General features: G+C 63.5%; 18 protein-coding genes. 6 read left to right on the forward strand and 12 right to left on the reverse strand.

Features of this window, described 5'->3' with window-relative positions:
• From ACLGL5_RS25145 to cpaB, 5 genes are read right to left on the reverse strand one after another with little or no spacing between them, the layout of a single operon-like run.
• Entirely contained in the window at window positions 1-1,422 is a 1,422-nt protein-coding gene (locus ACLGL5_RS25145; protein WP_038647072.1) for a TadA family conjugal transfer-associated ATPase, read from the reverse strand.
• On the reverse strand, window positions 1,419-2,633 hold the full coding sequence (locus ACLGL5_RS25150) for a CpaE/TadZ family protein (protein ID WP_019858430.1): 1,215 nt from the start codon (window positions 2,631-2,633) through the stop codon (window positions 1,419-1,421). Before ACLGL5_RS25150 ends, ACLGL5_RS25145 begins: the two co-directional genes overlap by 4 nt.
• A 35-nt stretch (window positions 2,634-2,668) precedes the next feature.
• Window positions 2,669-2,938 (reverse strand): hypothetical protein, encoded by a 270-nt coding sequence (locus ACLGL5_RS25155; protein WP_019858432.1) that lies wholly within the window; start codon window positions 2,936-2,938, stop codon window positions 2,669-2,671.
• A 4-nt stretch (window positions 2,939-2,942) separates the two neighbouring features.
• Window positions 2,943-4,361, reverse strand: a complete 1,419-nt coding sequence (locus ACLGL5_RS25160) for a type II and III secretion system protein family protein (protein ID WP_394811855.1) — start codon at window positions 4,359-4,361, stop codon at window positions 2,943-2,945.
• Between the two features lie 57 nt (window positions 4,362-4,418).
• Window positions 4,419-5,345, reverse strand: coding sequence for a Flp pilus assembly protein CpaB (gene cpaB / locus ACLGL5_RS25165; RefSeq protein WP_019858434.1), 927 nt, complete (start codon window positions 5,343-5,345; stop codon window positions 4,419-4,421).
• A gap of 237 nt (window positions 5,346-5,582) precedes the next feature.
• Between cpaB and parE the strand changes: the two genes are divergently transcribed.
• Together parE and ACLGL5_RS25175 are read left to right on the forward strand one after the other, a co-directional pair.
• The gene (gene parE / locus ACLGL5_RS25170) at window positions 5,583-7,640 is read left to right on the forward strand and encodes a DNA topoisomerase IV subunit B (protein WP_064984353.1); all 2,058 of its coding nucleotides are present in this window, start codon (window positions 5,583-5,585) and stop codon (window positions 7,638-7,640) included.
• Between the two features lie 44 nt (window positions 7,641-7,684).
• A complete protein-coding gene (locus tag ACLGL5_RS25175) occupies window positions 7,685-9,751 on the forward strand; it encodes an FUSC family protein (protein ID WP_069092268.1) in 2,067 nt (688 codons plus the stop codon).
• On the opposite strand, the gene ACLGL5_RS25180 is transcribed toward ACLGL5_RS25175, so the two are convergent.
• Window positions 9,748-10,872 carry a DUF2336 domain-containing protein gene (locus ACLGL5_RS25180; RefSeq protein WP_069092269.1) on the reverse strand — a complete coding sequence of 375 codons (1,125 nt, stop codon included), beginning with the start codon at window positions 10,870-10,872 and terminating at the stop codon, window positions 9,748-9,750. The two genes, ACLGL5_RS25175 and ACLGL5_RS25180, sit on opposite strands and share 4 nt — an antisense overlap.
• Window positions 10,873-11,025: 153 nt before the next feature.
• Here ACLGL5_RS25180 and ACLGL5_RS25185 point away from each other — a divergent pair, with 153 nt between their 5' ends.
• Together ACLGL5_RS25185 and ACLGL5_RS25190 are read left to right on the forward strand one after the other, a co-directional pair.
• A complete protein-coding gene (locus ACLGL5_RS25185; protein WP_019858440.1) occupies window positions 11,026-11,478 on the forward strand; it encodes a MaoC family dehydratase in 453 nt (150 codons plus the stop codon).
• Window positions 11,478-12,359, forward strand: a complete 882-nt coding sequence (locus ACLGL5_RS25190; protein WP_064984226.1) for an HpcH/HpaI aldolase/citrate lyase family protein — start codon at window positions 11,478-11,480, stop codon at window positions 12,357-12,359. The genes ACLGL5_RS25185 and ACLGL5_RS25190 overlap by 1 nt, the downstream gene beginning before the upstream one ends.
• Window positions 12,360-12,378: 19 nt before the next feature.
• Here ACLGL5_RS25190 and ACLGL5_RS25195 read toward each other — a convergent pair whose 3' ends face one another.
• Both ACLGL5_RS25195 and ACLGL5_RS25200 read right to left on the reverse strand, forming a co-directional pair.
• A complete protein-coding gene (locus ACLGL5_RS25195) occupies window positions 12,379-14,280 on the reverse strand; it encodes a CASTOR/POLLUX-related putative ion channel (protein ID WP_069092270.1) in 1,902 nt (633 codons plus the stop codon).
• 168 nt (window positions 14,281-14,448) lie between these two features.
• Window positions 14,449-15,123, reverse strand: coding sequence for a methyltransferase family protein (locus tag ACLGL5_RS25200; RefSeq protein WP_069092271.1), 675 nt, complete (start codon window positions 15,121-15,123; stop codon window positions 14,449-14,451).
• Between the two features lie 145 nt (window positions 15,124-15,268).
• On the opposite strand from ACLGL5_RS25200, the gene ACLGL5_RS25205 reads away from it, so the two are divergent.
• Entirely contained in the window at window positions 15,269-15,979 is a 711-nt protein-coding gene (locus ACLGL5_RS25205) for a TetR/AcrR family transcriptional regulator (protein WP_064984222.1), read from the forward strand.
• A 17-nt stretch (window positions 15,980-15,996) separates the two neighbouring features.
• On the opposite strand, the gene ACLGL5_RS25210 is transcribed toward ACLGL5_RS25205, so the two are convergent.
• Window positions 15,997-16,605 (reverse strand): flavin reductase family protein, encoded by a 609-nt coding sequence (locus ACLGL5_RS25210; protein ID WP_069092272.1) that lies wholly within the window; start codon window positions 16,603-16,605, stop codon window positions 15,997-15,999.
• Entirely contained in the window at window positions 16,606-17,190 is a 585-nt protein-coding gene (locus tag ACLGL5_RS25215) for a nitroreductase family protein (RefSeq protein WP_069092273.1), read from the reverse strand.
• 155 nt (window positions 17,191-17,345) lie between these two features.
• On the opposite strand from ACLGL5_RS25215, the gene ACLGL5_RS25220 reads away from it, so the two are divergent.
• Window positions 17,346-18,308 carry an RgsD C-terminal domain-containing protein gene (locus tag ACLGL5_RS25220; RefSeq protein ID WP_019858448.1) on the forward strand — a complete coding sequence of 321 codons (963 nt, stop codon included), beginning with the start codon at window positions 17,346-17,348 and terminating at the stop codon, window positions 18,306-18,308.
• Window positions 18,309-18,310: 2 nt separating this feature from the next.
• Here ACLGL5_RS25220 and ACLGL5_RS25225 read toward each other — a convergent pair whose 3' ends face one another.
• Window positions 18,311-19,249, reverse strand: a complete 939-nt coding sequence (locus ACLGL5_RS25225; RefSeq protein ID WP_019858450.1) for a lysophospholipid acyltransferase family protein — start codon at window positions 19,247-19,249, stop codon at window positions 18,311-18,313.
• An 82-nt stretch (window positions 19,250-19,331) separates the two neighbouring features.
• A complete protein-coding gene (gene thrS / locus ACLGL5_RS25230; protein ID WP_069092274.1) occupies window positions 19,332-21,308 on the reverse strand; it encodes a threonine--tRNA ligase in 1,977 nt (658 codons plus the stop codon).
• Window positions 21,309-21,351: the final 43 nt, after the last annotated feature.

Genomic DNA, 21,351 nt, shown 5'->3' on the forward strand with positions numbered 1-21,351 from the left:
CTACTCCTGCGGCCGGCCGGGTTCAAAGTACCGTCCGGGAAACTCGATGCCCATGGCACGCAGATCCTCCAGGAAGCGCGGCCTAATGCCGGTTGCCTCGAAATAGCCGAGGATGCCGCCATCGGCGTCCATGCCGGTGCGCACGAAGCGGAAGATCTCCTGCATCTGGATGACGTCGCCTTCCATGCCGGTCACCTCGGCAACGCTTGTCACCTTGCGCTTGCCATCGGAAAGCCGGGTCAGTTGCACGATGATGTCGATGGCGCTGGCGATCTGGCTGCGGATCGACTGCACCGTCATCGGCATGCCGGTCATGCCCAACATCTGTTCGAGGCGCGAAATGGCATCGCGCGGCGTGTTGGCGTGGATGGTCGCCATCGACCCTTCATGGCCGGTGTTCATCGCCTGCAGCATGTCGAAGGCCTCCTCGCCGCGGCACTCGCCGAGGATGACGCGGTCGGGGCGCATGCGCAGTGCGTTCTTGACGAGATCGCGCTGTTTGAGTTCGCCATGGCCCTCGATGTTGGCGGGACGCGTCTCCATGCGCGCGACATGCGGCTGCTGCAGCTGAAGTTCGGCCGCGTCCTCGATGGTGATCAGCCGCTCGTCTTCGGGAATGAAGGCCGACAGTGCGTTGAGCATCGTCGTCTTGCCGGTGCCGGTGCCGCCCGAAATGATCGTCGTCTTGCGGGCGTGCACGGCCGCCGCCAGCACTTCGGCCATGTTCTGCGTGATGGCGCCGAATTCGACCAGCTTGTGCAGGCCGAGCTTGTTCTTGGAGAATTTGCGGATCGACACCAGCGGCCCGTCGACGCCGACCGGGCGGATGGCCGCGTTGAAGCGCGAGCCGTCCAGCATGCGGGCATCGACCATTGGCTGCGATTCGTCGACCCTGCGGCCAACCGCGGCGACGATTTTGTTAATGATTCTAAGCAGATGCGCCTCGTCCTTGAACGGGATATGAACCTGCTGCAGCTTGCCCTTCTTTTCGATGAAGCAGTTCTGGTGGCCGTTGATCAGGATGTCGTTGATGTCGGGATCCTTGAGCAACGGCTCGAGCGGACCAAGGCCGACCATCTCGTCGACAATATCGTCGACCAGCGCTTCAAGTTCGGCGGTGTTGATCGCCATCCGCTCCTGGCGGGTTTTTTCCGAGACGAAATCATGCACCTGCCGGCGCATCTCCTCCTTGGGCAAACGCTCCAGCGCCACCAGGTTGATTTCCTCGAGCAGCATGCGGTGAATGCGCACGCGCGCATCGAGCACCTTGTTGGCGTTCTTTGCCGGCGCGACATCCGGCTTTGCCGGCAAAGCCTTCCGGCTGGTCGGGATGACGACCGCATGATGCGCGACCGGCGTTGTATCAGCCGGGCGCTGCGGACGCGCATCGCGGTTCTGCAGGGTGGAAAAACGGCTGGTCATCCGGCCTTCCTCTTCAAGAAGCCCTTGCCGAGACCGAACAGCGACTTCGATTTGGCTCCGGTCGCGACCGCCTCCTCCGGCAGGATGATCTTCTTCAGATCGTTGACGACATTGGCATTGGGATCGATCTCGTGCAGCGGCACGCCGCGGTCGACCGCCTCGCGCACCAGCCGGTAATTGTTGGCAATACCGCCGACGAAATGCTCGCCAAGGATCTCCTGGACATCCGCCTGCTTGATTCCGTTGTCGAACATCTTCTGCTCGAAACGGTTGACGATGACGTTCGGCTTCACTTCCTTGCCGGCGGTCTCGTAGACCGCCTGGATCAGCCTTTGCGTGTGGCGCAGGCACGGCACCGTCATTTCGGCGACGATATAGAGCTTGTTGGAGCCCAGCAGCACGGTCTCCGTCCAGGGAAACCAGGTGCGCGGCATGTCGATGACGACATTGTCGAAATAGGCCGAGACGAGGTCCAGCATGCGAACCACGACATCGGTCTTGAACGAGCGCATCTCCGACGGATGCGTCGGTGCCGCCAGCACGCAAAGCCCGCTGGCATGCTTGGACAGCATCACGTCGAGCAATTGCCGGTCGAGGCGTTCGGGCTGGTTTTCGATCTCGGTGATGTCGAAACGCGGCTCGAGGTCGAGATATTCGGCACAGGCGCCCTGCTGGAAATTGAGGTCGACCACACAGGTCGAGGCGCCGCGCGTCACCGAGTGATGCAGTTGGAATGCGGTCTGCAGCGCCAGCGTCGTGGTGCCGACGCCGCCGGCGGCCGGCATGAAGGTGTAGATCTGCGATTCGGTGTTTTCCTCGCGCCCCGGCCCTTGCAGGGCCCGCACCACCGAGCGCACCAGATCGGCCGTGGTGATCGGCTTGACCAGGAAGTCTGCGACTTTGAGCTGCACCAGGATGCGCACCGCGGCGGCGTTGAATTCCTGGGTGACGACAACCACCGGCGCCTTGCCCTCCAGACGGCGCATGACGCGCTGCAGCGACTCGACTTCCTCCAGTCTCGCCGCGTCCATGTCGACGATGATGGCGCCGAAGTCCGCCTCCTGGATCTCGCCGCGCAGTTCGGTGACATTCTTTTCCACCGTCGAGAGCTGGATGATCTCGGAGGCGGCGAATGCGGTCCGCGTGTCCTGCACGAAGGTCCTGTCCGTAGATACGAGCAGGATCTTCTTGGTCTTGATGCCGTTTGCCATTTTTGTCAGCCTGTTAGCGCGATCGCCCTTTGGGGTCAGTTGCCCGTGGTCGTCTGCGATGCCTTCGAAGCGGCGGCCTGATCCGGCGTGACCGGCCCGGCATCGCCACGCTTGGCAGGCACGAGAAGCCTTGTGTTCTGGACGCCGTATTTCCAGGGATCGACCATCTGCATGACGGTGTTGGCGGCCTGGGCGTCGCCGGAGCCCGGCGTCACCCCTTCTGTGCGTATGTAATCGTCGCTGGTGCAGCCGCCGGCCAAACCGGCAAGAAGCAAGGCGACACTTGATGTCAGGACCAGACGCATGGTTTCAGTCCTTCGGCAGGTCGAGGAAGTGCCCGACCGTGGTGGCGGGAGCGGTCCGTGCGGCGCTGCCATCGGCCAGCGCCAGCGCCCGGCCGGTGTCCGATGCCTTCACTTCCTCGGTGTTGTTGAGGAAATAGTCGACATTGCTGGCCGGCCGCGTGCCATCGGTCGGCTCGAGCATTTTCTTCGACGGATCGACCGGCTTGACCAGGTAGGGCGTGACGATGATGACCAGATCGGTCTCGCGCCGCTGATAGGATTTCGACGAGAACAGCGCCCCGAGCACCGGCATCTTGCCGAGGCCGGGAATGCGCGACGTGGTGATGTCGTTTTGCGACTGCAGCAGTCCCGCGATCATGAAGCTCTGGCCGTTCTTGAGATCGACCGAGGTCTTGGCGCGGCGCACGATGAATCCCGGCACGGAGATAGTGCCGATGTTGTAGGAGGACGACGCATCGATCGAAGAGACTTCCGGCGCGATGTCGAGGCTCACCAGCCCGTCCTTGAGCACGGTCGGCGTGAAGTCCAGGCTGACGCCGTATTTCTTATAGCTGACGGAGATCTTGCCGTTGTCCTCCGAGACCGGGATCGGGAATTCGCCGCCGGCGAGGAAGCTCGCCGTCTCGCCCGAGCGGGCGATGAGGTTCGGTTCCGCCAGACGGCGGGCGAGGCCGCGCTCTTCCAGCGCCTTGATGGCGATGTCGATCGACACGCCGTTCGACAGCAGCCGGCCGATGATTTCACCGGTTCCCGCTGCCGGCACCGTGCCGGGGTCGAGCGAAACATCGCGCCCGCCGAAACCGTAGGCAAAATTGGCACTGTATTTGGCGCCCAGATCCTGCCCCGCCTGGCGATTGATCTCGACGAAGCGGACATTGAGCTGAACCTGCTGCGACGACGAGATGTTGACCGAATTGATCACCTCCTCATTGCCAGAAAAGCGGCTGGCGATCTTGCTTGCCTTGTCGGCGGCGACCGCGTCGTCGGCCTCGCCCGACAGCACGACACGGCCATTGGCCGACCCGACCTTGATCTTGGCGTCCGGCACGCTGGCGCGGATGGTGCTGGCCAGTTGATCCGTGTCGAGCGTCACCTCGATGTCGACGGTGCCGACGAGCTGCTTTTTCTCGTCGAACAGCGCAACGCCGGTGGTGCCGAGATTGTTGCCGAGCACATAGAAGGATTTGTCGGTCAATGGATTGACGTTGGCGATCTCAGGATCGCCGATGACGATCTGGTAGAAGGCGGCACTCGTCACGATCGTCTTGGGCTTGCCCTTGGCGACCTTGATCGACGCATTCTTGGCCGCCGAGACATAGACGATGTCATTGTCCGCCTTGGCCACGCCGGGCAAGGCGAGCATTCCGCCCGCAACCAGCGCAGCAGCCATCGCCAGAGCGCGCGCAAAGCGCGATCGATCCATCATTCGATATAGGGTACGCATCACAATTGCCCTGTCCCGTCCGGTCCCCACCGGCCTTTACTTCTGGTCCGGCGCAGGAACCTGATATTCCTCGGCCTTCGTGCCGCGCGTCACGATGACCGTCTTGAATTTCGGCTTCTCCGGCTCCTTGGTTATCGCATCGAAAAGCGAGCCGGCCGCGGCCTGAGCCTTGGCCGCCACCGATCCGCCAAAAGACGAGATGGTGGTGACGCCGTTCTTGCCGTCGCCGCCTTCGGAGGCTGAGCGCAGCGACAGCGACAGCGTGCCGACGGTGCGGGCAAGCGCCACTTTCTGCGCGCCTTCGGTCGTCACTTCAATGGTCACGGAATTCGTGATCTGCGGCGTCGTCTGGCGCTCGTCGGCACCCTGGCCGACACTCAGCACCTTGGCGTCGGCAACGACGATCTCGGAGGTGACGGTTGAACCGGCAGCACCTTGCGCGTTCTTGGCGACCTCCTGGATTTCGCCGGCATCGCGCGTCAGCACGACATCCACGCGGTCGCCCGGCGTGACGAAGCCGCCGACGCCGGCGATCTCGTCAGTGCGGATGGTCACCGCTCGCATTCCGGGCGTAAGCATGTTGGAGAGCGTAGCGCGGCCGTTCGGCCCCGACAGCTTGTTCAGCAGCACCGGTTCGTTGACCTCGATCGGCGACAACACGATGCGATTGCCCTCGCCGAGCAATCCGTCGATGGTGGCAAAGGCACCTTGCGGCAGGGAATCTTGTGGCCAGGGGATTTCGATCAGCTTGGCGCGGTCAAGTTCCTGGCCGTAGCGCAGCGGCGCGTTCGCCACCACGATGGTCTTGAACTCGATCCTGGGCGGGGCGGGAGCGGCGATCGACGCCGTCTTCTCCTCGGCATCGGCTTTGGCCTGGCTCTTGACCCAGAAATCCGCGGCAAAGATCGAGATCGCGCCGAAAACGGCGGCGATACCGATCATCGTTATGGCCTTGCCCCTCACGCCGAAAACCCCTGATGCCGTCGTTTCTTGTTATGTTGGGCTCACGCTAGGCCGCTTTGTTAAAGAATCAGGAATGTAGAACGGTGGTATTGGACCTATTTCCGCCCGCTTGGTTATCGAATGGTTTTAGGATAAGACGGGTCAAATCCCCGAACGTAACAGGAACCTCCGTCGCTTGGCGCTGAAAAGCGTGGCAGTATCGGCGAGTGATTCGCAGCACCGGACCCTATGGCAGGCATGGACGACAACAACGATCTCTTCGGCAATATGGACAAGCAGCCGCAGCCGGTTCGCTCACCGGCGCGCCCGGCCGACCCGCTTGTGCAGGCAGCAGCCAAGCGCCCAGCCGCGACCAAGGATGGCAGCGAGGGCTATAGCGCCGCCGACATTGAGGTGCTCGAAGGCTTGGAGCCGGTGCGCCGCCGGCCAGGCATGTATATTGGCGGCACCGACGACAAGGCGATGCACCATCTGTTCGCCGAGGTCATCGACAATTCGATGGACGAGGCGGTTGCCGGCCATGCCACCTTCATCGATGTCGAGCTTTCGGCCGACGGGTTTCTGACCGTTACCGACAATGGCCGCGGCATCCCGGTCGATCCGCATCCGAAATTCAAGAAGCCGGCGCTCGAAGTCATCATGACGACGCTGCATTCGGGCGGCAAATTCGACTCCAAGGTCTATGAAACCTCCGGCGGCCTGCACGGCGTCGGCGTTTCCGTGGTCAACGCACTGTCGGACCATCTCGAGGTCGAGGTCGCGCGTGGCCGCCAGCTTTATCGCCAGCGCTTTTCGCGCGGCATTCCGGTAAGCGGCCTGGAGCAGCTTGGCGAGGTCCACAACCGGCGCGGAACGAAAATCCGCTTCCATCCCGACGAGCAGATCTTCGGCAAGGGCGCGGCCTTCGAACCGGCGCGGCTCTACCGCATGACGCGCTCGAAGGCCTATCTGTTCGGCGGCGTCGAAATCCGCTGGACCTGTGATCCCTCGCTGATCAAGGAAAAGGACCAGACCCCGGCCAAGGCGGAGTTCCATTTTCCCGGCGGCCTGAAGGACTATCTCAAGGCATCGCTCGGCGACGACTTTCAGGTGACGCGGGAAATCTTCGCGGGAAAAAGCGAAAAGCAAGGCGGCCATGGCTCGCTCGAATGGGCGGTGACCTGGTTTGGCGGCGACGGCTTCATCAATTCCTACTGCAACACCATTCCGACCGGCGAAGGCGGCACGCATGAGGCCGGCTTCCGCAACGTGCTGACGCGCGGCTTGCGCGCCTATGCCGATCTGGTCGGCAACAAGCGCGCCTCGATCGTCACCTCCGAAGACGTCATGATCTCGGCGGCCGGCATGCTGTCCGTGTTCATCCGCGAGCCTGAATTCGTTGGCCAGACCAAGGACAGGCTGGCGACGATCGAGGCAATTCGAATTGTCGAGACCGCGATCCGCGATCCGTTCGACCATTGGCTGGCCGACAATCCGCAGGAAGCCTCGAAGCTGCTGGAATGGGTGATCGCGCGCGCCGACGAGCGGGTGCGCCGGCGTCAGGAAAAGGAAGTGTCGCGCAAGAGCGCGGTGCGCAAATTGCGCCTGCCGGGCAAGCTCGCCGACTGCACGCAGAATGCGGCGGCCGGTGCCGAACTGTTCATCGTCGAAGGTGACTCCGCCGGCGGCTCGGCCAAGCAGGCGCGCGACCGCGCCAGTCAGGCCGTACTGCCATTGCGCGGAAAAATCCTCAACGTCGCCAGTGCCGGCAATGACAAGCTGGCCGCCAACCAGCAGATATCGGACCTGATCCAGGCGCTCGGTTGCGGCACGCGCTCAAAATACCGCGATGAGGATTTGCGCTACGACCGCGTGATCATCATGACCGACGCCGACGTCGACGGCGCCCATATCGCCTCGCTGCTGATCACCTTCTTCTACCAGGAAATGCCGGCGCTAGTGCGTGGCGGCCATCTCTACCTGGCGGTGCCGCCGCTTTATTCGATCCGGCAAGGCGGCAAGGTTGCGTATGCCCGCGACGACGCGCACAAGGACGAGCTCCTGCGCACCGAATTCACCGGGCGCGGCAAGGTCGAGCTTGGCCGCTTCAAGGGCCTGGGCGAGATGATGGCCTCTCAGCTCAAGGAGACCACAATGGATCCGAGGAAGCGCACGCTTCTGCGGGTCGATGTGATCGACGCCGAGGCAGCGACCAAGGACGCGGTCGACGCGCTGATGGGCACCAAGCCGGAAGCCCGCTTCCGCTTCATCCAGGAACGTGCCGAATTCGCCGAGACGGAAGTGCTGGATATCTAGCCGCTGGCCAGTTTAGCTTGCGCTTCCGATATGGAGACCGGCATGTGACCTGGGCGCGGCTGAAAGCGTATTTCGAGACGAGCCTGGCCGGTTTGACGCAGCCGACGCGCTCGGACTGGATTTTCGCCCTGCGCACCGTTTCGGCCGGCCTGATCGCGCTGCTCGCCGCCTATGCCCTCAAGCTCGACCACCCGCAATGGGCGATGATGACGGTGTTTATCGTTGCCCAGCCGGTCGCGGGCATGGTGCTGGCCAAGGGCTTCTACCGGTTGCTCGGCACGCTGGCCGGCGGGCTGGCGGCGATCGGCATCACCACTGTCTTCGGCACCAACCCATGGGTTCTGGTGACCGTGCTCGCCGTCTGGATCGGCATCTGCACCTTCGTTTCATCATTGCTGCGCAATCCCGAAGCCTATGGTGCGGCACTTGCCGGTTACACGGCGATGATCATCGGCCTGCCTGCCTTCGGACAGCCGCATCTGATCGTCGATCTTGCTGTCGCGCGTTGCGCGGAAATCGTGCTTGGCATCGTCTGCGCCGGCGTGACCAGCCGGCTGATCCTGCCGAAACTGGCCAGCGATGCCATCATCTCGCGGCTGAAGCGCTGCATTCTCGACCTTGCCACCTATGCCGCGGGCGCCTTCTCGGGCGGTGACACAGCGACACTTTCCGCACTGCATCGCAAACTCGTCGCGGACACCCAGACACTCGGCGAAATGCGCGCCTATGCCAGGCTGGAAGCGCCGAGCTTCGCGCCGCGTGCCCACCCGGTGCGGCGCACCATCGGACAATTGCTCTCGGCCCTGTCGGCGGCACGCGCGCTGCATTCGCACGCCGCCCCGAAAAACGCCGCCCTCATCCCGGTGCGTTCGCAATTGCAGGCCCTTGTCGGCGATTTGGCGGCAAAGCCCGGCGCACTGGACGATACCGCACCCTGGGTTAAACAGCTCGACGCGATCTCGGCCAAGGCCCGGCAACTGCCCGATGCCTCGGTCGACCAGGGTGACGACAGGGTCGGCACCATCACCCGCCTCACCATCGCCGCCGATTTCGCCGAGGCGCTCAAGCAGGTGCTGCGCGGGCTCGATGCCTTGCGTTCACCGGTCACCCGCACGGGCCGCGCCAGCAGGCAGCCTGCCCTGGTGGTGCACCGCGACTACCCTGGCGCATCGCGCAATGCCGTGCGTGCGGCCCTTGCCACCTTGCTGGTCGCGGCCTTCTGGCTGACGACGAAATGGTCCGAGGCGGCGGGCACGGTCATTCTCGTCGCCGTCGTATCCAGCCTTTTCGCCGCTCGCCCCGATCCGGTGCAGGTGTCCTGGGGCTTCTTCAAGGGCACGCTGCTAGCTTTGCCCTTTGCCTTCCTCGTCGGCCAGATCGCATTGCCTGCTTTGCCCGGCTTCGGCTGGTTCGTCCTGTTTGTCGTGCCGATCCTGGTGCCGACCGCGCTGGGCATGGCCAATCCGCGCTATGTCGGCGTCGCCACGGCCTTCGCCATCAACTTCCTCGCTTTCCTCAGCCCGCATCAAGCGATGACCTACGATCCTGGCCCGTTCTTTGCTGGCTCGGCATCGGTGCTGGTCGGCATTCTGCTGGCGATCGGCGTCTTCATTGCCGTGCTGCCCGCCGATCCGTGGCTCGCGGCAAACCGGATCGTGCGGGCCATGCGCGAGGATTTGGCACGGCTTTGCCTGCACGAGCGCGTGCCGAGGCGTTCGGCCTTCGAAAGCCTCGCCTATGACCGCATCAACCAGCTGATGCCGTTGGTGCAGAACTCCGGCAGGAAGGGCGAGGCGGTGCTGGGCGGGAGCGTCGCCGCCGCGACGGTCGGCCTGGAGATCCTCAGGCTGCGCGGCGCGAGCCAAAACCATGCCATCCCATCGGAAACCACGGTTTCGATCGCCAATTTCCTGAGAGGGCTGGCGCGCGAACTGCTGTTCCGCTCCCCCGGCGATCCGCAGACAGCGACCGTCGCTGTCGCCCGGCAGTATGCGGCTGGTATCGCCCAGCGAAACGCCACCGGCGACATGCTGCAGATCGCGGCATCCCTGCGCATCATTGCCGCCGCGATGGAGGACTTTCCGGACTTTTTCGCGAAAGACCGAGGCTAGGCCGCTGCAATCGCCAGCGCGTGACCCCGCGCGTTCTCGCGCAGCGCGTCGAGATGGATCGACTTGACCAAGGCCGCGAGATCGCCTTCCGCGGATTGCCCGCCCAACTCCTTGAGCATCAGCCAGCTGACTTCCTGCACGCCGGCAACACGCTTGCCATTGGCAACCTCGCGCCAGATCTTCAGCGCACGCAAGATGATGGCATGCGTGGCGGCAGCCAGGCCGGCGCTGCGGAACAATGCCTGCAAGGCCACGTCGTGGCCGCCTGCCAGCAGCGCCCTCACCCGTGGCTCGGATTGCTGGCCGAGTGCCACCAGCGTGGAGCCGAAGAAATCGACCTTGCCATGCGCGATGGTGCGGATGAGGAAGCTCGCGGTGAGATCGCCGCGCAGCCTGAGATGTTCGATCAGCGCGGCGTGTTCTTCCTGGCGCGTGCCCTCAATCAGCGTCACAGAGGCCTTGACGCAGGCGTCTCGCAGGACACGATCGGCCCGCGCGGCGCCCATCAGTGCCATGACCAGCGGCGATGTCTTCAATGTCTCGCCGAGCTTGATCAGAAGCATGTGCCGGCAGTCGGCCGGCAGCCTGATGTCCGATATCAGCGCCTCGCGCACCTGCGGCAGGTGCCCATGGCGTTCGGCCATGCGGCGGAAGCTCAGCGAAGCAATGCTGGCGCCGCTATTGGCGAGCAGGACGGCGCAGGCTTCCGCCTCACCGATCTCGGCGATGGCCGCCGACAGCGCCATCGAGACGACAGGACGGTCGGCGATCAGCTTCTGCGTTGCCTTCTGGCTCGCAGCCACGCGGTTGATCAGATCGGCATCGGTGAGCAGCGGCGAACGCGCCAGCACCACACCGGCGACTTCCGGCTGGTCAGACGCCAGCGCACTGATGATCTGCAGCGGCGCGTGGTGGCTCATCGAGAGCGCTTCGGCCATCGCCAGCCGCACTTTCGACGATGCATCGTCGAGCAGCAGCGTCAGCGCTGCCTCGGCGGCGCATCGGTCCTCGAACGGCAATTCGGAATTGACATAGGCGCGGGCCAGCGCATTGGCCGCGGCGGCGCGCTCGGACACTCTTGCCGTGTAGATCCATTTCAGGAAATGCGAAACAACAACCATGCCCGTCTGCTTACGCCCCATGCCGGAAGGTTTCCGACCCCGCTGGAGACGGTAGGCATAAATGGTTTACGAACGGTTCACCATGTTCATTAACTGGCTTGCGACCGCTGAATGCAGCGCCTATCAACCGTCAATCAGTGCAGGAGACTGAAAATGGCCGGCCTATATCTCGAGGAGTTTGTCGTCGGTCATGTCTTCCAGCACACGCTTCGCAAGACCGTGACCGAGAGCGACAACATGCTGTTTTCGGTGATGACGCTGAACCCGCAGCCGCTTCATATCGACTTCGATTTCGCCGCCAGGAGCGAATGGGGCAAACCGCTGGTCAACTCGCTGTTCACGCTCGGCCTGATGATCGGCATTTCGGTCAACGACATCACGGTCGGCACGACGGTCGCCAATCTCGGCATGAAGGAAACCACCTTTCCACACCCGGTCTTCCATGGCGACACCATCCGCGTCGAGACCACTGTCATCTCGGTGCGGGAATCGAAATCGAAGCCCGATCGCGGCATCGTCGAATTCGAACACCGCGCCTACAACCAGCATGGCGACCTCGTCGCCAAATGCGTCAGGCAAGCGATGATGCTGAAGAAGGCCGCCTGATGCGCTCGCTGCTGTTCGTCCCCGGCGATTCCGAGCGCAAGCTTGAAAAAGGTTTTGGCGCGGGCGCCGACGTGGTGATCGTCGATCTCGAGGATTCCGTGGCGCCGCAGAACAAGGCAGCCGCGCGAGACATTGCGGCACGCTTTATTGCCGAACGCAGGGGGCTAACCAGCTCGGCCATCTACATCAGGGTCAACGACCTCTCGACCGGGTTGACGGATGACGATCTTGCCGCGCTCGTTTCGGCAAAGCCGGTCGGCATCATGCTGCCTAAGTCCAACAGCGGCCAGGATGTACAGCAGCTCTCGGCAAAGCTCAGGGTCTGGGAGGCCGAGAACGACCTGCCCGACGGCTCGATCAAAATCCTGCCGATCATCACCGAAACCCCGGCGGGTGTGCTCGCCGCCGCGACCTATGCCGGCGCAAGCGCGCGGCTCGCCGGCCTGACCTGGGGCGCAGAGGATTTGTCTGCGGCGATCGGCGCACGCGCGGCACGCGACGAGCACGGCCGCTACACCGACCTGTTCCGCCACGCTCGCCTGACGACCATCCTTGCGGCCACAGCCGCGGAGGTCGCGGCGATCGACACCGTGTTCCCGAACTTTCGCGACATGGCGGCCTTCACCGCGGAATGCGCGGAGGCCGAGCGCGACGGCTTCACCGGCAAGATGGCGATCCACCCCGACCAGGTGTCCGTCATCAACGCCGCCTTCACGCCCTCGGCCGAGGCGGTGAAACAGTCGGCGGCGATCGTCGCGGCGTTCGAGGCGGCGGGGAATCCCGGCGTCGTCGGCATTGACGGCAAGATGTTCGACCGCCCGCATCTGCGGCTGGCCGAACGGCTGCTGGCCCGCGCCAAGGCAGCCGGGATCTCCGTTTAGTCTGGCGAGCCTTTGCTCGTCAGTCCCGCGCCAGCACGATGATCCGGTCCTCCGGCAGATAGGTCAGCGCTTCCGACTTCGGAGGATTGACGGTAACGCCGCCCAGCGCCCGCTGGTCGGCATCTCCGGCGCGGATTCGCCGGTAGCCTATGGCGATCTCGCCGCGCAGCCGCGCCGATTGCGCGATCGTCCAGAAGGTCAATGGCTGGTCGATGGCGACATAGTCGGCGACCGGGCGCATGTAGATTTCGGAGCCTTGCTCGTCGAGCAAATCATCGAAGATCGCGGCGAGATATTGGTTCTCGGAGGCCTGCGCCAGCATCAGGCTGACCAGCCGGTTGCTGACGACGAAATCATCGGCCTTGGTCACCGCCGCAAGCTCGCGGTTGCGCACGTCGATCATCTCGCTGACGATGGAGATGTGCAGGCCGGCATCATCGGCGATCTTGCGCAGATGCAGCAGCGTCACCAGTGTGCGCGTGTCGGCCGGCTGCGCAGCCATGGCTTCGCTGTAGCCGAGGACGAGCACGTGGTCGTAGGAAGGCACGTCCAGGCTCGCCAGCGCCGTGCTGCTCGAGGTGTCGGTGATGCGGCAGGAAACCGACAGATTGTCGCCGGCAACCGGCAGTCCGGCAACTTCCTGCTCGAGGCCAGGCGTATCAGCGGCGACGGTCAGGATCGAACCAGGCGCGACGTAGCGCGACAGTTCATAGGTGATGATCGGACCGCGCCGGTTCCAGCCGAGAATCAGTGTTCGCTCCGGCTTCGCCTCGACGGACCGCGGGCCGAGGATCGCCGCCGTATCGATCTTGATCGTGGTGCTTCCGAGCCTGATCGCGGCATCGTCCTCGGCGATGATGATGGCGCGCATATCCGCACCGACCACAGTATCTGACGGCGGGTTGAGATTGACACGCCCGTCCTGGTCACAAAGCCCGATCAGCGCGCAATGCTCATAGGCCATCACCGCCTCGCCGAAGGTCTTGCCGGCGAGCCCTGGCTGCGCTGTCGTGTAGATCTCGCAGCCGTCGAAATCGAGCAGTTCCGAATAGACGCCGCTGAGACCCGACTGCCGGCTCGAATGCACGACGATGCGCGAGATCAGCTGGTCGGCCAGCACGAGCTGCACCTCGGCCCCGCCGACGACGCGGGCGACCTCGGCATTCTTGCCGTCGCGGATCTCGGCGGCGATGTTATAGGGGTCGGTGCGCCGGCTCGGGTCGTTGACCAGCGCCAGCACCGTCTTGATGACCTGCGAATCCGGATCGTCGCCGTCCGGCGAAAGCACGATCACCGACCGCGAGGTCTGCGGATTGACGATGGCGAGATCATAGAGATCGGTCGGATCGCCGCTGCGGCAGATGATGCGCGTGTTGCCCAGTTTGCCGACCTTGGCCGCGATCTCGTCCTCCATCGCGACCTTGTCCATATTGGCCATGACGACGATGCGCGGACGGCGACGGCTGGCATTGGCGATGACGAGTTCGGATATCACGTCGAAGATCGACGGCGACCAGTTGAGGATGATGGTGTGGTCGCTCTCCAGCACCCGAGAACGGCCCTTGCGCAATTCATCGAGCTTGCCGTCCACGCCGGCGCTGAGCACGCCGATGAGGGCCGACACGACGAAGATGCCGGCAAGCGTGACGACCAGCATGACGATGCGGAAGGCCCAGCCGGTGTCGCCGCCCATCGTCCCGGAATCGAGCGTGCGCATCAGCGATTCCCAGAACGCTTCGAAAAAGTTCAGCGGCTCGCCGCCTTCCGGCGCGATGCGGGTCACGGCAAGGAAAGCGGCGGCGGCGATGATGATCAGCAGGGAAACGACGGCAAGCCAGCCGATCAGGGCGATCGGGCCGGCGGCCATGCTCTTGTCGAAGCCGTAGCGCAGCCGGGCTCCCAGCGAGTCGCGTTTTTTCATGCCAGTGGTGCCCCCGCACTATCCCCAAGGTCGATACGCTAACCCCAACGCATCGCCGAAGCCGCTCTCTTAGCGTGTGTTCAGAGGAAGGGGAATCGCTTTTCGCGTGGTCACGGTGAAGGATTCCTTCCGTGATGGCGAAGCTGCCGCGCGCGTCTGGTGCGGCGGCTACCAGACCATCGGGATCAGGCGATAGCGGACCCGGGTTGCGTAGTCGTTATAGCCGCGCAGGCCGGTGCGCAGGGTTTTCTCCTCGATGAAGGTGCGGATGGCCAGGAGAACGATGAACACGAGCACCGATACCAGCCCCCACCAAGAGCCAAGCAGGAGTGCGGTGCCGGCGAAAAAGAGGATGGCGCCGGCATACATCGGGTGGCGAACGTAGCTGTAGGGGCCCGTGGTGATCACGCGCTGTCCGCGCTCATCCTGGATCTTTACCACGGGTGCGGCGAAACTGTTCTCCAGCATGGTTAGGTAGCAGATCCAGATTCCGACCAGCAGGACCAGCGCGCCGACCGCCTGCGCCCAGAAGGGGACCGCCGACCAGCCGAAACGGAAGTCGAACCCCATGAAGCTCAGCCAGCCGAAGATGCCGATGAGAAGTATGGAGAGCAGGACCTTGTCGGCCGGAGTTTGACTTTTCTGGATCGGAGGGCTCAGCCGCTCATTTATCAGGCCCGGATCGCGTCGCGCCAGCGCCACGCCCATGGTGAGGCTCAGCCCCACCATCACCACCAGATAGACCCAGGCTGCTGGCCAAGCAAAGGTGCCCGCCGACAGGAAGAGCAAGGCGCCCATGACGCCGAACCAGATGAATGTCTGAAGAAGCAATTTCGCGATCATGACCGACCTTCCACATTATGCCCCTCGCCTGCATTGGCTGAAACAGACCAATGGTCTATCATACCGACCAGTGGTCTGTGTTTCAAGCGGACTGTCTGATATCCGTGCTGGACGGGAGCGGCCGCCGCGTGCAGAAGGTTTCGTCATGCCCCGTGTCATCAAGCATCCAGAGATCAGGCGAGAAGACATTCTGGACCATGCCCAGGCCCTGTTCCTGACGCAGGGTTACGACAGAGCGAGCCTCAACGACGTGATTGCCTCAGCCGGCATCTCGAAGGGCGCCTTCTATCACTACTTCCCCTCCAAGGAGGCTCTTCTGGAAGCCTTGGCCGACCGTTTCGCGCGGCAGGCGCTGGCTGCGGTTCAGAGTGTACTCGACGATCCCGACCTCGACCCGCTTGGACGGCTGAACAGCTTGCTCAGCCAGTCGCGACAGGCCAAGATCGAGACCGCAGCGGAGGCCTGGGCTCTTTTCGAAACGATGTTTCGGCCGGAGAATCTGGTTCTTTTCCACCGCATCAACCTGGCGGCTCACGCGTCTTTTTCGCCCCTGCTGGTCAAGGTCATCCGGCAAGGTGTCGAAGACGGCACCTTCAGGACTTTCGATCCGGAAGGTGTCGCCGACATCGTCATGCAGTTCGGCTTGGCCACGCATGATGTCGTCGCCAAGGCGATCGCCGGCGGCAGCGACGCCGATATGGAGGTCGCGATCGAGGTGCTGGAAAAACGCGTCAGGCTCTACGAAATCGCTCTCGACCGCATTCTCGGCCTTCCCGACGGCAGCATCCGGATCGGGGAGCCCGGCTATATCAGAGCCGTCATGACGGCCCGACGGAAAGCCGACAAGGCGCGGTGATCTGCCAGGTCTGAAACCTAATCCTTGCCCCAGCGTGGCCGGCGCATCGAAAAGACTTCGTCGACGCTGGCATAGTCCATGTAGCCAAGCCGAGCCACATTGCCAGCCTTGGTGGTGTCGAACAGGCCGTCTTTCAGGAAGGCGTCGTCAATGTGCACGCCGACCACTTCGCCGGCGACAACGACGGCGCTCGTCGGCGTTCCGTCCAGCGCCTTCGGGCGAAACACCTCCGTCACCCGGCATTCCAGCGCGGCAGGCGCGGCCGCGACGCGCGGCGGCTTCACGAGACGCGAAGGCGCCATGGCGAGATCGGCATAGACGAACTCGTTGACGCCGCGCGGCGCGTTGACGGACGTATAATTCATCTTCTCCGCGAGATCGCGGCTGACCAGATTGGCAACGAACTCGCCGGTCTCTTGGGCAAAGGAAGCACTGTCCTTCTCGCCCTCCGAGGAGAACCAGACGATGAAGGGCCGCGTCGAAACGGCATTGAAGAAGGAGTATGGCGCCAGGTTGATCTCGCCTGCCCCATTCAGCGTCGATATCCAGCCGATCGGCCGCGGCGCCACGATCGCCTTCGACGGATCATGCGGCAGCCCGTGCCCCTTGGACGGTTCGTAGAACATTCAGCCTGCCCAGGGTCCCGAGTAGTCGGCATAGAGCTTTGCCGGATCGGGCCGTGGCCGCTCCGGCGCCGGGCCGGCGTAGGAGCCGATATGGATGAAACCGACGACGCGCTCCTGCGGCGCCAGTCCAAGGATCGCCCTGCCCTCCGGAACGTCGGAATACCAGTTGCTGATCATGTTTGTGCCATAGCCCAGCGCATTGGCTGATATCATCAGGTTCATCGCCGCCATGCCGCCGGACAGGAACATCTCCCATTGCGGGATCTTGGGGTTCTCTTTCGGCACCGACACCACGCCGATCACCAGCGGCGCACGGGAAAAGCGCGCCAGTTCCTGGTTGCGGCGGCCCTCGGGCAGCGGCCCTTCCCGCTGTTCGGCAAGCGCCGCCAGCTTTTTGCCGATCTCGATGCGAGTATCGCCGCGATAAAGGATGAAGCGCCAGGGTTCGAGCCGGCCATGGTCAGGCACGCGCGTGGCGGCGGCGATCATCGTCGCGATATCGGCGTCGCTGGGCGCCGGCTCCTTGAGGTCCAGAATCGGCGCGGAATTTCGGGTCAGCAGGAAGTCGATGATCGGCGACGCCATGGGCGCAAGTCTCCTGAACACTCTGTTTTGAGCTGAAGCGCACCATCGGGAATTCGGGCGGCTCGGGCAAAGGCGCGCGAGCGCCGGGCTGAAGAGTCCATGGATCGGACTCTTAAGCCTTGAAATTGCCACCGCCATGGGCTTCAACGCAAGGCATGTTTGAGGGGCGACTGCGTCTTTTCCTGGTTTGGCTCTGCGCCGCGCTGTTCCTGCTGCCGGTCTCCCTGGCTGCTGCGCAGCAAAAGGATGGCGTGGGCGACCTGAAACTCCCCGGAATATCGAGCTATGCGACGCCCAAGAGCGAAGCCCCGCTGGCGCTTGGCGGCGGTGGCGCCATCACTTTGTCGGCGCAGCTGACCGACAAGGGCACCGACATCACCCGCGGCCTCGTCTGGCGTGTCTTCAAGCCTGAGCCCGTCAACGGCAAATTGCCGATGGTCGCCTCCGCGCATGGCGGCAGCGCCGTCTTCCAGCTCGAGCCCGGCAGCTATCTGGTCCATGCCTCCTATGGCCGCGCCGGCGCCACCAAGCGCATCACTGTCGGCAAGGAAGCCAAGCGGGAAAGCCTGGTACTCGATGCCGGCGGCCTGAAGCTCGACGCGGTCCTGTCCGGCGGCGTGCGCATTCCGCCGAAAAAACTGCGCTTCTCGATCTATGAGGGCACCGCCGAGGCCAATGGCGACCGCGCGCTGATCATTCCCGATGTCGAGCCCAACAGCGTCGTGCGGCTCAATGCCGGCATCTACCATGTCGTCTCGACCTACGGTGCGGTCAACGCGGTGATCCGCTCCGACATCCGCGTCGAGGCCGGCAAGCTGACCGAAGCCACCGTCGAGCATCACGCCGCCGAGATCACCATGAAGCTGGTGCGCGAAGCCGGTGGCGAAGCCATCGCCGACACGTCATGGTCGCTGCTCAACGAATCCGGCGATCCGATCAAGGAGACCGTCGGCGCCTTCGCCTCGATGGTGCTTGCCGAGGGCGACTACACCATCATCGCCAAGAACCGCGACCGAATCTACCAGAAGGATTTCACGGTCGTGGCCGGGCAGAACCAGGAAATCGAGGTTCTGGCATCCGAAGCCGCGGCCATGGACCCCGAAGAAGGCGCGGACTAGCCTTAGGCGGCCAGTTTCGTCCGCGCCGGCAGGAACGGAATCCGGCGGCGCGGCACTTGCGGCGCCAGGTCGAACACACCGCGGTAAAGACGCTCGAGCAATGCCTTGCGATCGCGCAGCGGCTCCAACTCGCTCCAGCTCAGCACATCGCCGACGCGCACGTCGATCGCCTTGCCGGAAAGCCGCGCGAATTCGTGGATGAGCATCGAAAGCCGCAGCGTCAGCGAAGCCTTGCCGACGAATTTGGCCACGCGGCCATCGCGCTCGGCCATGTTCATCGGCCCGCTGACCAAATGGAACAGCCTGCCATTCTGTCCGGAAAAATGCATCGGAATGACGGATGCCTTGGCATCCTGCACCAGACGCGCCGGGAACATCTTCCATGGCAGGTCGCGCGCCCGGCCAAAGCCTTTCGGCGCGGTGGCGACGCCACCGGCGGGGAATACCACGATGGTGACACCCTCCTTCAGCAGCCGCACCGCCTCGTGACGCACGGCCATGTTGTTCTTCAGCGCTTCCTTGGTCTCGGAAAAGTCGATCGGCAGCGAATAGGGCTCCATCTCGCGGATCTTGAGCAGATCCTTGTGGATCATCACCCGGAACGGCCGCCCCAACTGCTCCGCCAGCGACAGCACGGCAATGCCGTCGCCAATGCCGAACGGATGGTTGGCCACGATCACCAGCGGTGTGTCCGGCAATGGCGCGGGCGGCCATTGGTCGGCGGTGCGTATCCGCACATCGATCAAGTCGAGCATGCGGCTGAACACGCGCTCGCCTGATGGCACCACCTGGCGGCGCCAAAAATCATAGAGCGCGGCATAGCGGTCGCGCCCCGACAGGCCTTCAATGGAATGGATGACCCAGCGCGTCAGCGCCGGCTGTCGCGGATTGGCATAGGAAAGCTCGGGAAACGGTTTTTCGCGCGTCTTCAGCTTGAGCATGAGGGCTCGTTACAAGGTTGGCGTGACAGGGATATGAAAATGGCGGTGGATCGCTCCACCGCCATTCCTGGGAACTATCGGATCAGGCCGCGCGTTTGCGCCTGCGGTCCGGTGTAACGGCCTCTTCGGTCAGTCGCGCGATCGCCTCGGCAAGGCCAAGCGATTCCTGGTCGCGCGAGCCGAGCCGGCGGATGTTGACCGTCTGTTCCTCCGCCTCGCGCTTGCCGCAGACGAGGATGACCGGCACCTTGGCCAGCGAGTGTTCGCGGACCTTGTAGTTGATCTTCTCGTTGCGCAGATCGGCTTCCGCCAGCAGCCCGGCTGCCTTCAGCTTTGCCACCACCTCGGTCGCGTAGTTGTCCGCCTCCGAGGTGATCGTTGCCACCACCACCTGCAGCGGCGCGAACCACAGCGGGAAATGGCCGGAATAATTCTCGATCAGGATGCCGAGGAAACGCTCCATCGAACCGCAGATGGCGCGGTGTACCATGACGGGCTGCTTCTTCTCCGAATCCGAGCCGATATAGAAGGCGCCAAAGCGTTCCGGCAGGTTGAAATCGACCTGCGTGGTACCGCATTGCCATTCGCGGCCGATGGCATCCTTCAACACATATTCGAACTTCGGCCCGTAGAAGGCGCCCTCGCCCGGATTGATCGAGGTCTTGATCCGGTTGCCGGACCGCGTCCTGATCGTCTCCAGCACGCTGCCCATGATCGCCTCGGCATGATCCCAGGCCTCGTCGGTGCCGACACGCTTGTCGGGCCGCGTCGACAGCTTGACGCTGATTTCGTCGAAGCCGAAATCGGCATAGGTCGACAGGATCAGATCGTTGATGCGCAGGCATTCCGACGCCAGCTGCTCCTCGGTGCAGAAGATATGCGCATCATCCTGCGTGAAGCCGCGCACGCGCATGAGACCGTGAAGCGCGCCCGACGGTTCGTAGCGATGCACATTGCCGAATTCCGCAAGTTTTACGGGCAGATCGCGATAAGACTTCAACCCATGCTTGAAAATCTGTACGTGGCCCGGGCAGTTCATCGGCTTCAGCGCGAAGACGCGGTCGTCGTCGGTATCGTCGCCGGCGACCGTCACCTTGAACATGGCGTCGCGATACCAGCCCCAATGGCCTGACGTTTCCCACAGGCTCTTGTCGAGCACCTGCGGCGCGTTGACCTCCTGGTAGCCCTGCTCGTCGAGGCGGCGGCGCATGTAGTTGACCAGGTTCTGGAACATCTTCCAGCCCTTGGCGTGCCAGAAGACGACACCCGGCCCCTCTTCCTGGAAATGGAAGAGGTCCATCTCCCGCCCGAGCTTGCGGTGGTCGCGCTTCTCGGCCTCCTCCAGCATCGTCTGGTAGGATTCGAGCTGCGCCTGGTCGGCCCAGGCCGTGCCATAGATGCGTGTCAGCATCGGGTTGTTCGAATCGCCGCGCCAATAGGCACCGGCCACCTTCATCAGCTTGAAGGCGTTGCCGATCTGGCCGGTCGAGGCCATGTGCGGGCCACGGCAGAGATCGAACCAGTCGCCTTGTGCGTAGATCTTGAGGTCCTGATCCTCGGGAATGGCGTCGATCAGTTCGAGCTTGTAGCTCTCGCCCTTGTCGGCGAACACCTTTTTCGCCTTGTCGCGCGACCAGACTTCCTTGGTGAACGGCTTGTTGCGCGCGATGATCTCGCGCATCTTCTTCTCGATCACCGGGAAATCGTCCGGGGTGAACGGCTCGTTGCGGGCGAAGTCGTAATAGAAACCGTTCTCGATCACCGGTCCGATGGTCACTTGCGTCCCCGGCCACAATTCCTGCACGGCCTCCGCCAGCACGTGCGCGGTGTCGTGACGGATAAGCTCAAGCGCGCGCGCATCGTCGCGGGTGATGATCTCGACCTTGCCGGATTTGCCGAGCGGGTCGGAGAGGTCGCGCACGGTGCCGTCAATGGCGTAGGCGACGGCCTTCTTGGCCAGCGACTTCGAGATCGATTCGGCAAGGCCGGCGCCGGTCATCGCCGCGTCGTAGTCGCGGACGGAGCCGTCGGGAAATGTCAGGGAAACGGAATTCAGCATATGGTTCTCCTATCCAGTCCCGCAAACGAGCGCGGGTGGTTGA

Source organism: Mesorhizobium sp. U510, from assembly GCF_059180695.1.